This window comes from Photobacterium phosphoreum (genome assembly GCF_002954725.1).
GTDB classification, from domain to species: Bacteria; Pseudomonadota; Gammaproteobacteria; order Enterobacterales; family Vibrionaceae; genus Photobacterium; species Photobacterium phosphoreum.
The window spans coordinates 672,004-691,671 of sequence record NZ_MSCQ01000001.1 but is presented as its reverse complement, the minus strand read 5'-3'; the positions used below and the strand labels follow the sequence as shown (position 1 = coordinate 691,671).

General features: G+C 39.4%; 15 protein-coding genes. 6 read left to right on the top strand and 9 right to left on the bottom strand.

Features of this window, described 5'->3' with window-relative positions; translation table 11 throughout:
• Positions 1 to 112 precede the first annotated feature (112 nt).
• Positions 113 to 958: an META domain-containing protein gene (locus BTO21_RS03035; RefSeq protein WP_045026629.1), complete on the bottom strand. Its 846-nt coding sequence runs from the start codon at positions 956 to 958 to the stop codon at positions 113 to 115.
• A 187-nt stretch (positions 959 to 1,145) separates the two neighbouring features.
• Entirely contained in the window at positions 1,146 to 2,363 is a 1,218-nt protein-coding gene (locus tag BTO21_RS03030) for a CinA family nicotinamide mononucleotide deamidase-related protein (protein ID WP_052672581.1), read from the bottom strand.
• A gap of 431 nt (positions 2,364 to 2,794) precedes the next feature.
• Between BTO21_RS03030 and tyrP the strand changes: the two genes are divergently transcribed.
• Together tyrP and BTO21_RS03020 are read left to right on the top strand one after the other, a co-directional pair.
• A complete protein-coding gene (gene tyrP / locus BTO21_RS03025; protein WP_045026630.1) occupies positions 2,795 to 4,009 on the top strand; it encodes a tyrosine transporter TyrP in 1,215 nt (404 codons plus the stop codon).
• 194 nt (positions 4,010 to 4,203) lie between these two features.
• Positions 4,204 to 6,174 (top strand): putative bifunctional diguanylate cyclase/phosphodiesterase, encoded by a 1,971-nt coding sequence (locus BTO21_RS03020; RefSeq protein ID WP_045026632.1) that lies wholly within the window; start codon positions 4,204 to 4,206, stop codon positions 6,172 to 6,174.
• Between the two features lie 45 nt (positions 6,175 to 6,219).
• Here BTO21_RS03020 and BTO21_RS03015 read toward each other — a convergent pair whose 3' ends face one another.
• Together BTO21_RS03015 and cysB are read right to left on the bottom strand one after the other, a co-directional pair.
• Positions 6,220 to 7,416, bottom strand: coding sequence for a methyltransferase (locus BTO21_RS03015; RefSeq protein WP_045026634.1), 1,197 nt, complete (start codon positions 7,414 to 7,416; stop codon positions 6,220 to 6,222).
• 124 nt (positions 7,417 to 7,540) lie between these two features.
• Positions 7,541 to 8,515 (bottom strand): HTH-type transcriptional regulator CysB, encoded by a 975-nt coding sequence (gene cysB, locus BTO21_RS03010; protein WP_045026636.1) that lies wholly within the window; start codon positions 8,513 to 8,515, stop codon positions 7,541 to 7,543.
• A 494-nt stretch (positions 8,516 to 9,009) separates the two neighbouring features.
• Between cysB and BTO21_RS03005 the strand changes: the two genes are divergently transcribed.
• Both BTO21_RS03005 and miaE read left to right on the top strand, forming a co-directional pair.
• Positions 9,010 to 9,771 (top strand): hypothetical protein, encoded by a 762-nt coding sequence (locus BTO21_RS03005; RefSeq protein WP_045026637.1) that lies wholly within the window; start codon positions 9,010 to 9,012, stop codon positions 9,769 to 9,771.
• A gap of 91 nt (positions 9,772 to 9,862) precedes the next feature.
• Entirely contained in the window at positions 9,863 to 10,660 is a 798-nt protein-coding gene (miaE, locus tag BTO21_RS03000; RefSeq protein ID WP_045026639.1) for a tRNA isopentenyl-2-thiomethyl-A-37 hydroxylase MiaE, read from the top strand.
• Between the two features lie 77 nt (positions 10,661 to 10,737).
• Here miaE and topA read toward each other — a convergent pair whose 3' ends face one another.
• The gene (gene topA / locus BTO21_RS02995; RefSeq protein WP_105026682.1) at positions 10,738 to 13,389 is read right to left on the bottom strand and encodes a type I DNA topoisomerase; all 2,652 of its coding nucleotides are present in this window, start codon (positions 13,387 to 13,389) and stop codon (positions 10,738 to 10,740) included.
• Positions 13,390 to 14,005: 616 nt separating this feature from the next.
• On the opposite strand from topA, the gene BTO21_RS02990 reads away from it, so the two are divergent.
• Positions 14,006 to 14,263, top strand: coding sequence for a DUF2498 family protein (locus BTO21_RS02990; protein WP_045026642.1), 258 nt, complete (start codon positions 14,006 to 14,008; stop codon positions 14,261 to 14,263).
• A gap of 57 nt (positions 14,264 to 14,320) precedes the next feature.
• Here BTO21_RS02990 and sohB read toward each other — a convergent pair whose 3' ends face one another.
• A complete protein-coding gene (gene sohB, locus BTO21_RS02985) occupies positions 14,321 to 15,382 on the bottom strand; it encodes a protease SohB (protein ID WP_045026644.1) in 1,062 nt (353 codons plus the stop codon).
• Positions 15,383 to 15,645: 263 nt separating this feature from the next.
• Here sohB and BTO21_RS02980 point away from each other — a divergent pair, with 263 nt between their 5' ends.
• A complete protein-coding gene (locus tag BTO21_RS02980) occupies positions 15,646 to 16,416 on the top strand; it encodes a YciK family oxidoreductase (RefSeq protein WP_045026645.1) in 771 nt (256 codons plus the stop codon).
• Positions 16,417 to 16,522: 106 nt separating this feature from the next.
• Here the strand turns inward: BTO21_RS02980 and rluB are convergent, their stop codons facing one another.
• The 3 genes from rluB to rnm all read right to left on the bottom strand — a co-directional run bounded on the left by rluB (position 16,523) and on the right by rnm (position 19,523).
• Entirely contained in the window at positions 16,523 to 17,704 is a 1,182-nt protein-coding gene (gene rluB, locus BTO21_RS02975) for a 23S rRNA pseudouridine(2605) synthase RluB (protein ID WP_045026647.1), read from the bottom strand.
• A gap of 308 nt (positions 17,705 to 18,012) precedes the next feature.
• Positions 18,013 to 18,633 (bottom strand): L-threonylcarbamoyladenylate synthase, encoded by a 621-nt coding sequence (locus tag BTO21_RS02970; RefSeq protein ID WP_045026648.1) that lies wholly within the window; start codon positions 18,631 to 18,633, stop codon positions 18,013 to 18,015.
• A complete protein-coding gene (gene rnm, locus BTO21_RS02965; RefSeq protein WP_045026650.1) occupies positions 18,630 to 19,523 on the bottom strand; it encodes an RNase RNM in 894 nt (297 codons plus the stop codon). Before rnm ends, BTO21_RS02970 begins: the two co-directional genes overlap by 4 nt.
• Positions 19,524 to 19,668: the final 145 nt, after the last annotated feature.

Here is a 19,668-nt window from a genome sequence, read left to right as displayed (position 1 = left end):
TATTTGAACTACCTTGATTTTTTATTTATTTATCAACAAATAATATTCATAAAAAAAAGCGTATAAAAGGATTCACCCCTCTATACGCTATAATATATTTTTTATTACATTATTATTTTGTTTTAAAAGTCGCAATAATATTCGCGTTACTATCTTTAATACTTAATATATTATTATTAATGCTATAAGTCGCAAATTTAGGTAATGTTGCTAAGAAGGCTTGTTCTAACTCCATACCATCCATACACATTTTTCGTGTTGATGCTGCTTGGCCTAATGTTAAAGTTGTTGCCGTTTGAGACTCAACTGCACTGTGGAAATTATTACAGCCAGAAAAACCATTTGCACTTTTAGCGGTTGCATCAAACTGAATAAAAGCACTATCGCCACCAGCACCTGGTTTAACAGTTTGACCCGATAACGTGACTAATTGCCATTGTGGTCCTGCAAGTGTTGGTTGATCCGCTTGTGGCGCTGCATTTTGAGCTGGCGCAACACGATCTAATTTAACCTCTAATGGCTGTTTGGCATCAGCAGCAAATGGATCCATTGCCGACGTAGACGTCATGATCAATGTATTATCGACTTTTACCGTTGCACGCACATTATAACGATGGTTCGCTTTTACTTTATTGGCATCATAGTTCAACGTAACAGGATAAGGAGGTGAACCCGCAATATCCATTGATTCAGTGCTCAATGTTACTGATGGTGCATCAGCAAGTGACACATCTTCAAGAGCAACATTTAATACTGCGCCTGGTGGCAACATACGGCGATCTAAATAAATAACACTAACATCTAATGGCTTCATATCGGCTTTCTCTGCTTTAACAACAACAGCAGCTGGTTGCTGAGGTACATTAACAGTCGCATCCTTATCATTACATGCCTGTAGCATTAATGCCGACAAAATAACTGATGTTGCTACTACTACTTTTTTTAATTTGAAAGCCATTATTTTTCCTTAAATTTACGGATATTTATTTGAGTGACTAATCATTATTACCAACGGCAGCCTTAATCGTACATGCTATGATGTGTGACTACCTTTTCTTTAATGCTATCACTTATCATTGCAATAATACAGTATTCAAAATTCCGCATTTGATAAAGACAAATCAGATTATCGTCATGATTACACGCTATAAACGCTCACTTGCAACACGATCGAGTGATTCATAACAACCAAACACGTCTTTAGCTTGTAAATAACGACGTAACATATCAAACAATACAGTTGAGATAACCCAACGTCGATCATAATTACTATATTGGCGCTTAAACACTAACTGCTGGCACCAGCAACCATCAGGGGTGGTAAGACCGAGCATAAATCCGCCGTCCGTTAATGATGGTCCTGTTGTGAGGGTGTAAGTGGCAGGTGCGTGTAAATGTAATCTCTGCGCACGTAATGCAATTAAGGTTGATAACTCTTCAGCACAAGCATGCTTATCAACGCTATCTGCCATCACTTCGCTCACTGCCAATCTTGCACTCAATGATGACACATCTTGTAACCAATTAATGGCAAACCCACCTGTGCTTTGTTCTGATAATGCGAGTGTGGCATCCTTGGGTAATAAGTTCGCAATCGTATTTAATAAATCACAGCCCTCACCAACAATATTATCACCCAGTAATTCAGTCATTTTCGATAATAACACTATCGCTTGATGATCATTTTGAGGTGCAAATAACTTTATTTCAATAAAAGGCAACGATGAGCGATAACCTAAGCTACACCCCTCAGGCAGGACTAATGATTGAAACAGATCGCTAATACCCGATTCGGATAAACCATAAGTATAAAGACGGTGGCAAACTTTACGGTCTGTTATATTAAACATCGTCTGTAAGCGCGGTAATATTTGATCCCTCACCATGACTTTAAATTCACTTGGCACACCGGGCGTGAAAAACAACCACGCGCGATTCAATTGCATCATAAACCCACAGGCAGTACCTACAGGGTTATCAATTAATTCAGCACCTTCAGGCAACATTGCTTGCTTAAGATTAGCGGCTGGCATAATTCGACCAACTCGCTGATATTTCGCTGTCATTTCATCAACCCAAGCATCTGATTGCTCAAGGCCAACATTGGCAGCCATTGCAGCCGATGCCGCAGTAAGATCGTCGGATGTTGGCCCTAAGCCCCCATTCACAATCACAATATCAGCACTTAAACTGCACATTTCAATTTCTTTCGCTAATGCTTCATAGTTATCACCCACAGTCACACGGCGCGTCATCGCAAAACCCTGTTCGAAAAACTGTGCTGATAACCATGCCGCATTAGTATCTGTAATATCACCATACAGTACTTCTTCACCCGTACTGATCATCACTACACTGAGCATGGTTGTTATTCCCTATAAAATCTTGCTGATTAAATACAGTCTATGCCTAACCTTAAACCATAGATAGGATATTATGCATCAGCTCTATTATTGATTATTTTCCCCTCTTCACCAGCAACAGCCGTAAAGAATATTTTACACAATAAAGATAAGTTGACACTGACAAACTCTGTCGTTAATGTAGCCGCTTACAGCAACAGCCAAATATCGTTAATTTGTTATTATATCTAGCATAGAGAGAGCTAACGTGCGAACTATCCATCCGAATACTGCCTATCGATAGCCACAGTGGCTCAATCTAGGTGTAAACATTTTAAAACACTTCATCTCGATTATGCCATTGTGGCCTGCTTTATATATAGGGAGCGACCACAGGTGTATTTATACCCTCTCCCAAGTTACATTTTTACCCTCTAGGGAGTGACATAATCATGTCTTTAAATAAAACATTCGGCAGTATGCTGATCATTGCTGGCACCACAATTGGTGCGGGTATGCTAGCGCTTCCTCTTGCATCCGCAGGATTAGGCTTCACCACCGCGACAATAATCATGATTGGTATTTGGGCATTAATGACCTACACCGCGTTATTGATGCTAGAAGTTCATCAACATGCCGATCCCTCGGCGACATTAAATACGTTAGCGCACCAATTATTAGGCCGTAAGGGTCAAACTATCGCAACATTGGCTATGTTCTTCTTATTCTACGCATTATGCGCGGCCTACATTGCCGGTGGTGGTAGCCAATTAAGTGAAAAAATATCCTCGTGGACAGGAACAAGCATTGCCCCTCAAGTTGGTGCTGTCATTTTTACTATTGCGATAGCGAGTGTGGTATCCATTGGCACACACAGTGTCGATATGGTTAACCGTATCCTTTTCACGGCAAAAGTCATCGCACTGGCAATAATGCTCGGATTATTACTGCCACACGTTCAAGGACAGCATCTGGTTGAGATGCCAATAGAAAAAGGATTAATTCTGTCTGCCTTGCCGGTTATTTTTACATCATTTGGCTTTCACGGCAGTATCCCATCTATTGTTCGTTACATTGGGATTGATATTAAAGCGCTGAAAAAAATCATGATCTTTGGCTCGGCACTGCCATTAATGGTGTACATTTTATGGCAATTGGCTAGCCAAGGCATTATGGGGCAACCCCAATTAATGGCTAACAGTACTCTTGGGGCATTCATTGGTAGTTTAAGCCAATTACTCCATAACCCGATGGTAGGCCAATCGGTATCTATCTTTGCCGATCTTGCATTAGCAACATCATTCCTTGGCGTGAGCTTAGGGCTGTTTGATTTTCTGGCTGATACCCTTAATCGTGGTAATCACTTAGCGGGTCGCGGACAAACGGCGTTAATTACATTTTTGCCACCACTCGCATTTGCTGTGTTCTACCCACAAGGGTTTATTATGGCATTAGGCTACGCTGCCATTTCATTGGTTATTTTAGCGATATTCTTACCCGTCGCGATGGTTAGCGCACAACGTAAAGCACAACAAGCTAACAACCACCCCTCAGGCTATGTTGTCAAGGGCGGATCACTTTCTTTAGCTATTGTAACGATCATCGGTATTATTATTATCACCGCACAATTATTACAAATGATTAGAATAATACCGGCAGTAGGTTAAAAACATAGGTACATATAAACTAATGAGGCTATAAATAGCCTCATTTTTTAATCCTGATTTCATCTAAACATTCACCATTGGCATATAAAAACATGAACTAATATCACGAAGTTATTATAAAAACATATTTAACTACTTTCATTTCAGCTACCCTCTTTAAAATTAGTAACTTAATAAAAAGAAAGAAGTTGGAGATGGATCCATTCTCACCGCTACATTATCTCCAAAATCCAATCTGGGTATTTGATGTTGATAATAAAAAAATCCTATGGGCAAATAATAAATCACTGCTTTTATGGGAAGCTACATCCATTGAAGAACTCTTAAGTCGGGATTTAGGTCAAGATATGTCAGCAGCAGCTGCTGCAACATTATTAGAATACCAACAAGACTTTAAATTAGACAAAACGATTAAAACCTGGTGGCGATTCAGCCCCAAAAAAATCACCAAAAATATGCTGTGTTTATTTTCAGGTATTCCACTGAATGATGGACGCACCGCAATGTTGGTTGAAGTGATTGCTGATGAATCATCTTTACGTCGTGATCTGGCTTTCTATGACTGTTCAAATTTAGCCCTTCTCTTTAGTGATGACGGCAAATTCATTAGTGCTAATGACTCATTTTCAAGCAATTATGGTAAACATTTAATCGATCTGTCAGAATTTGTTGGTGATATTAATATTGCACAACAATGGATTGATAACGCTAAGAAAAATAACCCGTTCAAATGCAATCGTTTATGTTGGACTGGTCAACGCCATTATTGGTTTGATATTGAAGCCAAATGGCTATGTGATAGTTCTCAATTATTATTACAACTGGTTAATGTCACTAAAGATAAAGAAAAAATCAACAAAGAAAAATACAATTCTGAGCATGATTTTCTCACTGGGTTAATGAATCGTCGTGGCGTTTCTGCTGCATTAAAAGCCAGTCATCACCATCTTGCACACTATAGTTTACTGTTTCTTGATCTTGATGGTTTTAAACTGGTCAACGATTCGTATGGCCATGCTGTCGGTGATAAATTATTACGTGCGGTTGCTATTCGTTTATTAAATGTCGTTAAAGATAAAGGCTTAGTCGCTCGGTTTGGTGGTGATGAATTTATTATTCAAATAGAAACACGTAATTACATCAGCATTGCCAATTTCGCAAATCAAATAATAGACACCTTAAATCGACCTTTCCATATTAAAGATATTGGCGAGCTCTCAATTAGTTGCAGTATCGGTACATCAAACTATCCTAATGATGCCAATAATTTTGATCAACTTGTAACACAAGCAGATATGGCAATGCACTGCGCTAAGCAACGAGGGCGTAATTGTTATTATCCTTTTTTACAAGAAATGGCTGATGCGTTATACCGTAAAATGACCTTACGTCATCATTTATCCCAAGCCCTCGAAAATCACGATTTTGAATTATATTATCAGCCGATTATTAATTTAGAGAATAAGCAATTAAAAGGCTTTGAAGCTTTGATCCGTTGGCATGATGAGTCATTAGGTCAAGTATCACCTGCAGAGTTTATTCCACTCGCTGAAGAGACGGGTCAAATTGTCCCCCTCGGATTGTGGATTTTACATAATGCTTGCCAACAGTTAGCGTATTGGACCCAACATTATAAACAAACGTTTATCATCAGTATTAATTTATCGCGAGCACAACTACAGCCAAATTTAGCTGACACTATTGAACAGATTATTAATCAATATAATGTTAATCCATCACAACTTGCATTAGAAATTACTGAATCCGCCATGCTGCAAGATTACAGTGAAACCAAACCTTGCTTAGATGCATTAGCTAAAATGGGCATTGAGTTATATTTAGATGATTTCGGTACCGGTTATTCTTCCCTATCACAACTGCATGATCTACCGATTAGTACAGTTAAACTTGATCAAAGTTTTGTGCAGGGTGAACACACAAGTAGCAAAGTTATTATTGAAGCGACCAAAGCTATTTGTGAGAAGTTGAACCTGAGAATTGTCGCAGAAGGGGTTGAAACACAACCACAACTTGATTACATCACTCAATGTGGTTTTGATTATTGCCAGGGGTATTTCTTTAGTAAACCAATGCCTGTGCATGAGCTTGAACGAAAATATTTTCACAAAAAAACAGCCAATATTACCATCCCATTATTGGCTTAATCATTTCCCTATCAACGACTGATAGGGAATGTTTAACACTGACTATCAGATATCACTACGTTCTGCATGGATCAATAAATTACGTGGCGTTATTGGTTTATCACAAAAAGAACCGATCACTACGTTATATCCTTGTTCTTCAAGAAAACAGGCTCGATCAAGTGCTAACCAAATTTCAAGTGGTCGCCGAAATAATTGTCGAACAAGCTCCATTCTTTCAGTAATAGCAAATCGCTGCTCACCTTGACGTTGCCACATTTCAAAATCAATATTATTCGGTAAATCAATTCCCTTTTTGGATGCAGCCCACTGACAAAACGCTTCAAAACCTTGCGTTAATAAAGCTTTTTGTACATTGGGAACCGAAAGGTAATACTCAGTTTGGTTTAACTCACGTTGTAATAAATCAAACCCTAAACGAAAGCTAATTTCCACAAACCGTAATTGTCTTACCCGATTACCAGCGGTGACTGTTTCTTGTAAAGGCAGCCGTAAATCATGTTTCGATAACACTAATGTGCTCGTTTTCGCAACGGCAGATATCGGTTGATAATGTGGCTGATGGATTAAATGATAACAACAAGGTGAAATGCTGACTGCCGCCCCTTTGCTAGCGACAACTCGCTGCAATAATGACACATGCAGATCGCCACAGGCATGTAATGCAACGGCATGCTGATTGGCTAAAATTGCATTATCACTATCGGCACTAAATGCATCGGCATGAACAAAATTAATATTCAATTTTAGCTGCTTAGCCGCTTGCTCACCATCGATACATAATTGCTGTTGCCATTCTAGACTCGTAACTGGCTGTTGATGTGATATCGCAAGTACACGTCCAAGATATCCCTTACCCGCGCACCATTCTAACCATGGTAAACCTAACTGAGGTAATACTTCATTAAAGGCGATAATTTGTTGCCATTTTCGTCCTGGGATCCCACTGTCAAAACCTTGTGGGACAGATCTTTCAGTACGCGCTAAAGGCTGTATTTGTGTTGTAAGCTGAGTTAACTGTTGAGCATCTTCAATCCATGGCATTAATGCCGCGGTTAATCTATTGATGTCATCACTCAGGAGCTGTAATTGGCTGTCATCTACAGTCATTAACCACTGGCAAAATGGTACGTTTTGGTGCCAAACATAACCACGTTCGGCAAAAGGCATAAACTGCCAAAATTGACGATTTTTCACCAATAATGCATCAAGACGATGAAAAAGCTCAACATAGTTAGACATAAACAACCATTTACCACCAAAAAATTGGGGGCTAGTGTATACCAAGCTTACGTCTGAGACATTAACCAAATAAAAAAACCGCTATCACTAGCGGTTTATATCGTGCTCACCATAGTTTTTACTGCTATCTAATCGGTAAATCCATTGATTCAAACATCTGATTTATTTCAGCAGCATTTTTTAATGCAATCGCTTGATCCACAACATTACGGGTTAGATGAGGGGCAAAACGTTCCATAAAATCATACATATAAGTACGTAAAAAAGTGCCTTTTTTAAAGCCGATCATGGTCGTACTAGACGCAAAAATATGACTGGCATCAATCGCCACCAAATCATGATCAGCATCAGGATCAATTGCCATACTTGCAATCACACCGACACCGATACCTAAACGTACATAGGTCTTAATTACATCAGCATCTGTTGCAGTAAACACGATTCTTGGTGTTAGCCCTGAGCGATTAAAAGCACTGTCTAATTCAGAACGACCCGTAAAACCAAAAACATAAGTGACTAATGAATATGCGGCTAAATCGTGAATAGTAATCGTTTGTTTCGTCGCAAGAGGATGATCTTTACGCACCACAATTGAGCGATTCCAATAATAACAAGGCAGCATAATCATATCTTGATATAAATGCAGCGCTTCAGTTGCTATCGCAAAATCAGAATTACCTTTACCGACAGCATCTGCAATTTGCGCTGGCGTACCTTGGTGCATGTGCAATGAAACCTTAGGGTACCGATGTGTAAAGCCTTGGACAACATGTGGTAGTGCATAGCGTACTTGTGTATGAGTCGTGGCAATATTCAACGTCCCAATTTCTGGATGAGTATGTTCACCTGCAACGGCTTTAATACTCTCAACACGAGATAATATATCACGTGAAATCCGCACGATATCCTCACCAGCAGAGGTAACTTTGGTTAAATGCTTACCACTACGTTCAAAAATCTGAATGCCTAATTCATCTTCCAACAAACGTACTTGTTTACTAATACCCGGTTGAGAGGTGTATAAACTCTCAGCCGTTGAAGAAACGTTAAGGTTATGATTTACGACCTCAACGATATAGCGTAATTGTTGTAATTTCATGGTCTCGCCCAATCAATAATCCGTTACCTTTCACACTTATTCATAAACTCAATCACTGATTTTTATTTCAAAGCATGATCGTGCAACCATGTAATAAATATTTTATATATTGAATTAGCCCTGTTTCATAGTATTTATTTACTTTTAATTATAAAAATACTATTCCACTGTTGAGTAGGCATAAGGCAATGCACAAACACACGCAAATATATGAGCGTTTAATCATAGGTTAGGAAAGAGGAAAAAATAATAATGTTTTGCTCTTAAAACATGACACTGAAACCTTTCAATCTTCTTCAGTAGGCACTATTTTTACGCTGTAATCCTGCATATTGAAGTAAACTTAGAATAAAAACAAAGCATTTAATTTAAAAAACTATATCTTTCTCTACAGCGTTATTTAGTTAGCATTTTTTACTAACAAACTACCACCAAACAACGAGATAGTGTATCTTCTTTAGTTATATATCAACCATGAAAGATAGACATATTTTATGAGTATCCCTCTTATTATTGGCTTAATCAGTCTTCTACTCATTTTAATTATTGGTTACAGCGTAATCATTCAATATCGTCAACGACTAGAAAGTGCTAAGCAACAAGAATTAGCCAAACAAGTTGCGATTATTGATGCCACAGAAGAACTCATTAGTAATGCGAGTCACTTACCTTATAGTAAAGAACTCTTAGTTTGTCTTAATAAACGAATTCTTTATGCACTTGAAACTATTGCTGAAGTTGACACTAAAGATCGCTCTTTAAAACAACGTATACATCACGTAAATGAGCAGATATCACACTTAGAAACACACTTTGATCAAACCAATGTTGTCCCTTTCCAAGTGCCTAATTCTGATCGTCAAGCTATCGGTATGCTGCAACTGGTTAAACGTTTAAAAAGTGTAATGAAAGGAGAGCACGGTAAAGGTCGTATTGCGACTCAAGCCTACGTGCTTGAAAATACACGCTTAGATAACATGCAATTAAGAATCAATATTGAGAATGTCGTTAAACGTGCTAACGATGCGCGCTTAAAACGTCAATTTGGCACCGCTAAACAATTACTAAAGAAAGGTATTGATGTTTTATCATCGCGTAACGATACCTATGCAACTAAAGCACAACAAAAATTACAATATATGCTCAATGAAATTGATAATAATATGAGCGTCAGCAGTGAACAAGAACGTCAACAATTACTTGATAAAGATAATGATGAATTAGATGTCTTATTTCAACCTAAGCGAAAATGGTGATTTAATTTCCTTTGTCTTACACTAGCTCCACGATAGAGGTCGCAATAGCGGCCTTTTTTACGCCATTAATAACAATAAAAAGATATGCCTTATGGATAACACTCAACACATGGTTAATGAATTACTTAAACCTATTAACCAATTTCTTCAATGTGAAACCCCTGATAGTTGGATTGATGAAGCCATCAAACCTGACAATCTGATCCCATTATTGGTTGATCATTGTAATTGTGAATTAAAAGCAAGTCAGACTGCGATGTTTATGGTGCGTAAATACGCGGTAGATAAACAGAGTGGCGCTGCACTAATGGCATGGGCAAAACCATATGAAGATTTTGTTTATGACGGTAATGACCGTTCTACAGTTGATTTCCACAGTAAGAAAAATGGTCTACTCGCCCCACTAATACCTCGCAGTGATTTTTCTCATGGGCAAGAATTAATTGATAAGATGGTACGATTAATTAAAGAAGAATTTCATCACTTTGAGCAAGTATTAGAGATCATGGATAAGCGTGGTATTCCTTATAGTAACCTTCATGCTGGTCGTTATGCCAAAGGATTAATGAAAGTAGTACGCACCCATGAACCTGCCACTTTAATTGACAAACTGATTGTCGGTGCATATATAGAAGCACGCTCTTGTGAGCGATTTGCTAAACTTGCGCCCTATTTAGATCCAGAACTCAAAAAATTCTATATTTCATTGTTACGTTCAGAAGCGCGTCATTATCAAGATTACCTGACACTGGCTGAAAAAATTGCAGGGACAAACATTGCTGATCGTATTCGTGCTATTGGTAGCAAAGAAGCTGAATTAATTACGACACCTGATGATACTTTCCGTTTTCACAGTGGTATTCCTGTTACCACCGCTGCTTGTGTTTAAAATCATAATATTGCGTATTAACACCAACAAAAAAACCGCCAATTTTGGCGGTTTTTTTAATAAAAAAGAATAATTAATTACTCTTCTTCTGCTGATTTTTCTTTTTTAGGCTTTTTACGCTTATCAGTAATTTCCCACTTACCGTCCACAAATAGACCCGTCCAGCCAGTTGGCTTACCGTCTACTTCTGAGCGCACGTAATTCTCTTTAGTTTTACGAGAAAAACGAATAACTGCTGGTAAACCATCAGGGTCAGCAACAGGCGCATCGGTTAAGTATAAGAACTTAGGTGATAAACGTTCTTTAAAGCGTACAAGTTCTTCCACTAACGGTGCACGTGTTTCTCGTGATTTAGGGAAAGTGCTCGCTGCCATGAACAAACCAGACGCACCATCACGTAAAACGAAGTATGCGTTGGTGTCTTGTGTACATGGAATTTCTGGTAAATGTACAGGATCTTCTTTTGGTGGCGCAACTTCGCCATTCTTTAGAATCTTACGGGTGTTCTTACACTCTTCGTTAGTACACCCCATGTACTTACCAAAACGACCGTTCTTCAGTTCCATATCAGAACCGCACTTGTCGCATTCAATCAACGGGCCTTCATAGCCTTTAAGCTTAAACTCACCTTTTTCAACAATGTAACCATCACAGCTTGGGTTATTACCACAAACGTGCAGTTTACGATCTTGATCAATAAGGTAAGCATCCATTGCCGTATTACAAATAGGACAACGCTTTTTAGCACGCAACGCCGCAGTTTCAACGTCTTCTTCCAGCACATTAACAATGCCGTCTTCACTGCCTAAATTGATTGTTGTTTTGCAACGCTCTTTAGGGGGTAGCGCATAACCTGAACAACCAAGGAATACCCCTGTTGATGCAGTACGAATACCCATAGGACGAGAACATGTTGGACATTGAATGTCTGTCAGCACGATATTATTAGGCTGCATGCCACCTTCTGATTCATCTAGCTCTGCTTTTTGAAGCTCGGCAGTAAAATCAGAGAAGAACTCATCCAGTACTTTCTTCCAGTTTTTCTCACCTTCTGCGATTTTATCAAGATTACCTTCCATACGGGCAGTAAAATCAAAATCCATCAAATCAGGAAAACTATTGTCTAAACGGTCAGAAACAATCTCACCCATCTTTTCTGCATAGAAACGACGTTGATCAACACGTACATAACCACGATCTTGAATGGTTGAAATAATCGACGCATACGTTGATGGACGACCAATACCACGCTTTTCAAGTTCTTTAACCAATGCTGCTTCTGTAAAGCGCGCTGGCGGCTTAGTAAAGTGTTGCTTAGGCTCAAGTTGCTCTAACTTCAGTATATCGCCTACGTTCACTTCAGGTAATGTTGTATCTTCATTTTTACCTGATGGGCGCTGTACTAATGTCCAACCAGCAAAACGCAAAGTACGGCCTTTCGCTTTCAGCAAGAATTCACCTGCTTTAACGTTGATCGTACTTGAATCATATTTTGCTGGCATCATCTGACAAGACACAAATTGACGCCAAATTAAGTCATACAACTTAACTGCATCTTGATCCATGCCTTCTAAATTTTCAGCTTTTACTTCAACGCTTGAAGGACGAATCGCTTCGTGCGCTTCTTGGGCGTTTTTCTTGCTACCGTAAACATTGGCATTTTCAGGTAAATACTCATTACCGTACTCGTTACCAATAAACTCACGTGCTGCTTCAACGGCCTCTTTTGAAAGGTTAGTTGAGTCGGTACGCATGTAAGTAATATAACCAGCTTCATACAGACGCTGTGCAAGGCCCATGGTACGTTTAACACCGTAACCAAGACGTGTACTTGCCGCTTGCTGTAATGTTGAGGTGATATAAGGCGCAGATGGCTTACTGCTGGTTGGGCGATCTTCACGCTCAATCACTTCATACGCTGCTTTTTCAAGTAGCGCATTAGCAGCCATCGTATCGACTTTATTCTCAGGACGGAATGCTTTACCCGCCTGTTGCGCCACCATTAATCGTAAAGCATCTTTGCCTACGGTTAAGGTATCAGCATGAATATCCCAGAACTCTTCAGGATCAAACGCGTTAATTTCATGCTCACGCTCAACAATCAGCTTAACGGCTACCGATTGTACACGACCAACCGATAGACCACGTGCAACCTTTTTCCACAATAGTGGTGATACCATGAAACCCACAACACGGTCGAGGAATCGACGCGTTTGTTGAGCATTCACACCATCAATATTCAATTCACCAGGCTGTTCAAATGCTTGTTGAATCGCATTTTTAGTTATTTCGTTAAAAACAACACGTTTGTAGCGTGACTCATCGCCGCCGATGATCTCACGAAGGTGCCACGCAATGGCTTCTCCTTCGCGGTCTAAATCCGTTGCGAGATAAATAAAATCAGCGTCTTCTGCTAATTTTTGTAATTCACTAACAACTTTTTCTTTACCCGGAAGTATTTCATAATGCGCATTCCAATCATCATAGGGATCAACACCCATTTTGCTGATTAGCGCTTTACGATCTTTCTTCTGTTTAATCGTTGCTTTTTCTTCAACACTCAACCCTTTAGTCGATGTTGCCACAGCTTTTTTACCGCCACTGCGGGCGCCCGTTGGTAAATCACGTACGTGACCAACGCTTGATTTTACAATGAAATCCTTGCCCAAGTACTTATTGATTGTTTTCGCCTTGGCAGGGGACTCCACGATAACGAGAGATTTACCCATAATGACCCTATTACGTCCTCGTGCTCGCTAATACTAAAAATATAAATAACTGCTTAGCTAATCATTAGCGCCACAACATTCGACCAATCTCATTAAGTCACTAATCGAAAAACCTAAGAGCAGTGAATTAATATGATGAGTTACAATTTGAGAATGATACATATTTGCAATTAATTATTGCACTTCATTTACGTAAAATACTCTTTACATATTGGGCTAGAAAACAAGAAGGTCAACTGCTTTTTAATTAATTTCGTCTATTTGGTTGTACCTTCCGCACTTGTTATTAATTTGTAAATATGAATAAAGCGCAGTTTAATCCATTTACAACGTACTGATTAACAAGGTGATAAAATCACAATTTACCTTATAGGACAATCACTTTGCTGAATTATTGTCAGCGTAATAACATAAAAGCGCGTTACTATTACCATCTATATAGAATTATTTGATCTGTCTGATTAAATTTTTTTGCATTTAATCACACTATCCGTTTATTTTAATCTGATTAATGCTTATATCTGAATAGATATTAACCAATTTACAATACTGTTATTTGTTTTCTGACACCAAGTTACTTAGACTATTACGCTTTCACTATCAATGAGTATTAAGCATGGCTAATAAAGCTGAAATTTCGATCAATGAGCTATTAATGATCGCCAACCAAATCATTCAAGATCACCAAGATTATGCTGAAGGTATGCGTGCAACCTCTGTGACAGAAAAAGATGGTGTACTGATCTTCAAAGGCGAATACTTCCTTGATGACGAAGGTCTACCAACAGCGAAAACCACCACTGTTTTTAATATGTTTAAATTCCTTGCTCACAAATTATCACCAGAATTTACCCTAAGCACACTGCTTGTTTAAATCAAAAAAAACCCGCAATCATTGCGGGTTTCCTTCGCTATCAATTATCTTACTACATTACATGAAAGGACGCTGACCACGTGCAACCCACTTCATTAATAATGTATCAGCAGCCTCGCTTGATGCGCCGGATAACTTCTCAATTAATTTCTTACGACGCACATATTTAACTTGTAGCACTTCACGCGCTTTACATGCTTCGGTGATCAAATCATCACTGGTGCTAATTTGATCAACTAAACCTAATTCAAGTGCTTGTTGACCAAACCAATGCTCACCTGTAGCGACTTTATTAAGATCAAGATCTGGACGATGAACAGCAATAAACTGCTTAAATAAACCGTGCGTTTCTTCAATTTCTTCTTTGAATTTCTCACGTGCTTTATCTGAGTTTTCACCAAACATAGTTAACGTACGTTTAAACTCACCCGCTGTGATTTGTTCAAACTCAATATCGTTTTTCTTCAATACTTTACTGAAGTTTGGCAATTGTGCAATAACACCAATAGAGCCGACAATAGCAAACGGTGCTGATACGATTTTATCCGCTACACATGCCATCATATAACCACCACTTGCTGCCACTTTATCAACGGCAATAGTGAGTGTAATACCTGCGGCTTTTAAACGATCAAGCTGTGATGATGCCAAACCATAAGCATGCACCATACCGCCACCCGTTTCTAAGCGCAGTAACACTTCATCACCTTCAATCGCAATCGCTAAAATCGCACTAATTTCTTGACGTAATGACGACACTTCACGCGCATCAATACTGCCATGAAAATCAATCACGAATAAACGTGGTTCACGAGTTATCGCTAAATTGCCATTTTTAACGGCTTGCTTCACTTCATTTTGACGTGCTTTATCGTGCTCTTTATCTGATTTTTTATCTGCTTTATCACGCGCTTTTAATAAAGCTTTATCAAATAAATGTGACTCTAACTGATCAACAGTATCTTTATACTGCTCAGTTAAATCGATCACTTCTAGTTCACCTTTTTGCGAACCATGTCGACCATTTAAGGCTTTTGCTAACACCAATACACCCACAATCGCAATAACGACTGTCGCAATTTTGGCGAAAAATAAACCATATTCAAACAAAAATTCCAATATTCAATCCTCAATTAGGCAAGAAAAATCGCCATAAGTTATTGTAACTGTGTAATCATTATCGCCGCTATAGCTTTAATTTATCACTATAATAAATCAGCTTACTGTCACGATCTTCAAATAAATGTACATTCTCTCAGAATGTAATTTCTGATATGTTTTAGTAGTAATCGATATTACAGCTAAGCTCAAGACTTGATGCGTTCTTCGACGAAAAAACAGTCAAATAACAACAAAAAGACATTATTTAAAAGGAAGCTACTGTGGATTATCTAATTGCGGCAGACAATTTAAAAGATCGAGTGATCTTAGTAACAGGGGCTGGTGATGGTATTGGTCGTGAAGCAGCAATCCACTATGCGGCTCATGGGGCGACCGTTATCTTATTAGGCAGAACAGTTGCCAAACTTGAAGCTGTTTATGATGAAATAGAAAAAAAAGGTGGCAAACAACCTGCAATTGTACCGTTAGATTTAATGGGAGCGACTAAACAGCATTATCTCGATATGGTGGAGACTATTAAGCAACAATTTGGTCGCTTAGATGGCGTATTACACAATGCAGGCTTATTAGGCGCATTAAGTCCCATTGACCATATTGAAGAAGCTATTTTTGATGATGTGATGCAAGTAAACGTAAAAGCACAACTCTTACTGACTCAAGCTATTTTACCATTGATCAAACAATCACCCGATGGGCGTATTATCTTTACCTCATCAACGGTTGGTCACAGCGGTCGTGCTTTTTGGGGTACGTATGCTATTTCTAAATTTGCCACCGAAGGCATGATGCAGGTGCTGGCAGACGAACTTAGTGACACTGCCGTTAATGTAAATGCTATCAATCCAGGCGGCACTCGTACAGGAATGCGTGCACAAGCTTTTCCGGCGGAAGATGCCCGTTTATTGAAAACACCACAAGAGATTATGCCGCTTTACTTATATTTAATGGGACCTGAAAGTCGTAAAGTTTCAGGGCAATGTATTGATGCCCAGCCACACCGTAAACCCGGAATTAGTTGCGAAGAAGAATAATTAATTAGTACTGTAATCAGTAAATAATAGCAATAAAAAAAGCCGACATCGCTGTCGGCTTTCTAGTATTAATAGCACTATTACATGCGTTAGCAGTGTTTACACATTACTGACGTGTACGTGGCTTTTGAGGTTTTTGCGGCTTATTCGCTAACGGGTTACGACGATTAGCCCCATTACCTGAATTACGCTTATCAGATGAACTTTGTGGCTTATCTGATGCATTATAAGGCTTCTTCGCATCATCTTTTGGCTTACCCGCAATGTGTACAGGTTTGCCTTGAGCGCGATCTGAACGCGGTTTAGCATTATCACGAACTGGTGCTGGTTTAGTACGACCGCGACCACCACGTTGCTCTTGTTGTTGTGAATCAACTTCAGCATTACGGCTTGAACTTGATGGTGCACGACGATCATTATTACGACCGCGACGACCACCTGTACCCGTAGTCTCAACACGCTCTTCATGACGACGAACAGCACGACGAATTTGACGGATACCTTTTTTACGCTTCTGACCTTCAACTGTTAATACAGTTTCAGTTTCAGGCGGTAATTCTACCGTTGCACGTAATTCGTTCACTGCATTTAATTCAAGCTCGCTCCAACCACCACGAGGCATGTCTTTGGTTAAGTAAACATCACCGTAACGAACACGTTTAAGACGACTAACAGTTACGCCTTGAGAATCCCATAAACGACGAACCTCACGGTTACGACCTTCAGTGATCACTACGTAGAAAGTATGGTTCATACCTTCACCGCCAGAATAAACAACATCTTCAAAACGTGCGACGCCATCTTCTAGCTCTACGCCTTTAACGACATTCTTGATCATCTGCTCGTTCACTTCACCGAACACACGTACCATGTACTCACGTTCAACGGTACGGCTAGGGTGCATCAAACGGTTTGCTAATTCACCGTCTGTCGTGAACAGTAATAGACCTGATGTGTTTGCATCTAGACGACCAACAGAAACCCAACGGCCAGTTGTTAAACGTGGTAGACGATCAAAAACAGTACGACGGCCTTCAGGATCATGACGAGTACATAACTCACCTTCAGGCTTGTTGTAGGCTAAAATTCGGCAGATTTCTTCATCTGACGAAATTAATGCGATATTATGCCCATCAATACGTACATTAACGCTAAGATCTTCAAGACGATCACCCAGTGTAGCAACAACACCATCAACACTAACACGGCCGTTTTGAATCATTAATTCGATTTCACGACGAGAACCTTGACCAGCACGCGCTAGTACTTTTTGTAATTTTTCGCTCATTGTAAATAAACCTTTGTCGCCTTCACAGGCGTCGAAATTCTCATCAAAAAACCACCGATTGATACGTTCTAGTAGCAAGCATTGCTTTAAAAAGAAAGTGACATGGGATGATTGATGCGAATAGCAATAATTTGGATTCTAACGCGATAATCAATAATCTATCATGCTAGATATGTAGCCGATTATTATCGCAAATATAGCGCTTATTTACCATAAAAATAGCGATAAAAAAAACGTATCACAAACAATGCGATACGTTTATAAAAGCGGTATTACAACAATACAATTACTGTGTAAATTAAACGGTTTTATTCAAACGGCGTAATATCACCAGCACCAATACGTACAATATCGATGTCACCTTCACTAAAATCAATGACCGTCGTAGGTTGTTCACCCAGATAACCACCATGCATAATCAGATCAACAGCATGCTCTAATTGATCACGAATTTCATCAGGATCGGCTTCTGTGGTGTCTTTGCCCGGCAAAATTAAACTGGTCGACATCATTGGCTCACCCAAAGCTTCAAGTAAAGCCAGAGCAATATTGTTATCAGGTACACGAATACCGATCGTTTTACGCTTAGCATTCATCAATCGACGTGGTACTTCTTTGGTACCTTTAAAGATAAAAGTATACGCACCAGGGGTATTATTTCTTAACAAACGAAACGCGATATTATCGACACGGGTATACAGTGATAATTCAGATAAATCACGGCATAACAAGGTAAAATTGTGCTTGTCGTTTAAACGTCGTATTTGGCAGATACGCTCAAGTGCCTGTTTATTTTCCATTTGGCAACCCAAGGCATAGCCTGAGTCTGTTGGATAAACAACAACCCCACCTTTTTTGATAATATCAACAGCTTGAGTTATCAACCTTGCTTGAGGTGTTTCTGGATGTACATAAAAAAATTGACTCATTTATCCTCCTTCGAGGCAGATAACTCTGCAGTTATTTCTACCTCGACTCGCTTTTTCTCTACCGTCCAATCTTGCCACAGCGGTGACACATCTTTTGGTAACCACAAATTACGGCCTAATTCGGTCCATGGTGATGGATAATGAAAATCAGACCCTTGTGAAGCGAGTAAATTATATTGGATGGCGTAATCCCCAAAGGTACGTCGTTCTTGCGGTGCTTGTTGTGGTTGAGCAACTTCAATGCCATCACCTCCCGCTTCAATAAAGTGTTGAATTAAACGCTTTATCCATTTTGCCGTCATTTGATAACGACCGGGATGTGCAATAACTGCTTGACCACCAGCGGCATGAATCACGGTGACAGCATCAGCAATAGAACACCAACTTGGCGGTACATAACCGGGATTACCGCGAGTTAAGAATTTCTTAAACACCGCCTGCATAGTTTTGGCATAACCTTGCTCAACTAACCAACGAGCAAAATGCGCTCGTGTAATCGACGCATCGCCCGCTAATGCCATAGCGCCTTCAAAAGCACCGGGCATTTTATTTTTATCTAATCGTGCGCCAATCTCTTTTGCACGTTCAAGTCGATGCGCGACTTGGGCGTTAATAAATGAAATTAACTCAGGATGATTGGGATCTATATTAAGCCCAACGATATGAATATCAAAGTTTTGCCACACTGTTGATATCTCAATACCATTAATTAATGTAATCGGTAATTGCTCTTGCTCGATAACCGCATGGGCTTGTGCAAGCCCATCAATTGTATCGTGATCAGTAATTGCCAGCACATCAACCCGCATTTCAACTGCGCGTCGAACAAGATCTTGCGGCGATAAGCGGCCGTCTGACGCTGTAGTATGACAATGTAAATCAAACAACATAACTTTACTTCTTGACTTTATATTTATGAACTAGTTTACTAGTACGTAATGACAATGAGCGGTATTAACTTCTATAACCGTAGTCTTTAGCTAGTTTAAACCAATTCACAGCTATACACCTCGATAAACCTAGGATATAGCAGCA

Excerpts from the sequence above, each read along its gene's own strand:
- BTO21_RS03015 (WP_045026634.1), bottom strand. The coding sequence starts at position 7,416 with ATGTCTAACTATGTTGAGCTTTTTCATCGTCTTGATGCATTATTGGTG.
- BTO21_RS03030 (WP_052672581.1), bottom strand. The coding sequence starts at position 2,363 with ATGCTCAGTGTAGTGATGATCAGTACGGGTGAAGAAGTACTGTATGGT.
- BTO21_RS03035 (WP_045026629.1), bottom strand. The coding sequence starts at position 958 with ATGGCTTTCAAATTAAAAAAAGTAGTAGTAGCAACATCAGTTATTTTG.
- BTO21_RS02990 (WP_045026642.1), top strand. The coding sequence starts at position 14,006 with ATGGCTAATAAAGCTGAAATTTCGATCAATGAGCTATTAATGATCGCC.
- BTO21_RS02970 (WP_045026648.1), bottom strand. The coding sequence starts at position 18,633 with ATGAGTCAATTTTTTTATGTACATCCAGAAACACCTCAAGCAAGGTTG.
- BTO21_RS03020 (WP_045026632.1), top strand. The coding sequence starts at position 4,204 with ATGGATCCATTCTCACCGCTACATTATCTCCAAAATCCAATCTGGGTA.
- cysB (WP_045026636.1), bottom strand. The coding sequence starts at position 8,515 with ATGAAATTACAACAATTACGCTATATCGTTGAGGTCGTAAATCATAAC.
- miaE (WP_045026639.1), top strand. The coding sequence starts at position 9,863 with ATGGATAACACTCAACACATGGTTAATGAATTACTTAAACCTATTAAC.
- tyrP (WP_045026630.1), top strand. The coding sequence starts at position 2,795 with ATGTCTTTAAATAAAACATTCGGCAGTATGCTGATCATTGCTGGCACC.
- rluB (WP_045026647.1), bottom strand. The coding sequence starts at position 17,704 with ATGAGCGAAAAATTACAAAAAGTACTAGCGCGTGCTGGTCAAGGTTCT.
- rnm (WP_045026650.1), bottom strand. The coding sequence starts at position 19,523 with ATGTTGTTTGATTTACATTGTCATACTACAGCGTCAGACGGCCGCTTA.
- BTO21_RS03005 (WP_045026637.1), top strand. The coding sequence starts at position 9,010 with ATGAGTATCCCTCTTATTATTGGCTTAATCAGTCTTCTACTCATTTTA.
- topA (WP_105026682.1), bottom strand. The coding sequence starts at position 13,389 with ATGGGTAAATCTCTCGTTATCGTGGAGTCCCCTGCCAAGGCGAAAACA.